The sequence below is a fragment of the Sedimentibacter sp. B4 genome (assembly GCF_000309315.1).
Classification (GTDB): domain Bacteria; phylum Bacillota; class Clostridia; order Tissierellales; family Sedimentibacteraceae; genus Sedimentibacter; species Sedimentibacter saalensis.
This window is the reverse complement of record NZ_CANG01000179.1, coordinates 1-428: the sequence shown is the minus strand read 5'-3', so window position 1 is coordinate 428 and position 428 is coordinate 1. Positions and strand designations below refer to the sequence as shown.

General features: G+C 71.3%; 1 protein-coding gene. It reads left to right on the top strand.

Going from position 1 to position 428, the window contains the following annotated elements; all coding sequences use genetic code 11:
• Positions 1–271: 271 nt before the first annotated feature.
• The coding region (locus BN358_RS23115; protein WP_157593348.1) for a YidH family protein at positions 272–428 on the top strand (157 nt) is incomplete at its 3' end.

Genomic DNA, 428 nt, shown 5'->3' with positions numbered 1-428 from the left:
CTGTCCCGGAACCGGTACATCGGCACCTGCCGGAACATCACCGGTTCGACCGGGGCGCGCGCGCCGCGACGTGATCCCAGAACTCCTGCAGCCACGGACGCCCCACTTCCGGGGCGCCGTCGAGGTACTCCTGCGGTGAGTCGGCCATCGCGTCCTCCTCCCGGCAGGCCACTCCATCCCGGTGGGGCCGCCATCGGTCACGCCCTGTCCGCCCGGTACGGAACGGGCTGGGTCGAGCCTATTCGGACCTCGCCGTCATAGGGTGTCGCACGTGGAGCAGAACGGCGCACGGCCACGGTTCCCCCGTTCGGTGTACGCCCGCGGCAGCGAGCCGGATGCGCGGTTCAGCCTCGCCAACGAGCGCACCTTCCTGGCCTGGATCAGCGCAGGGCTGGCCCTGATCTCGGTCGGGGTCGGCCTGGACTCGC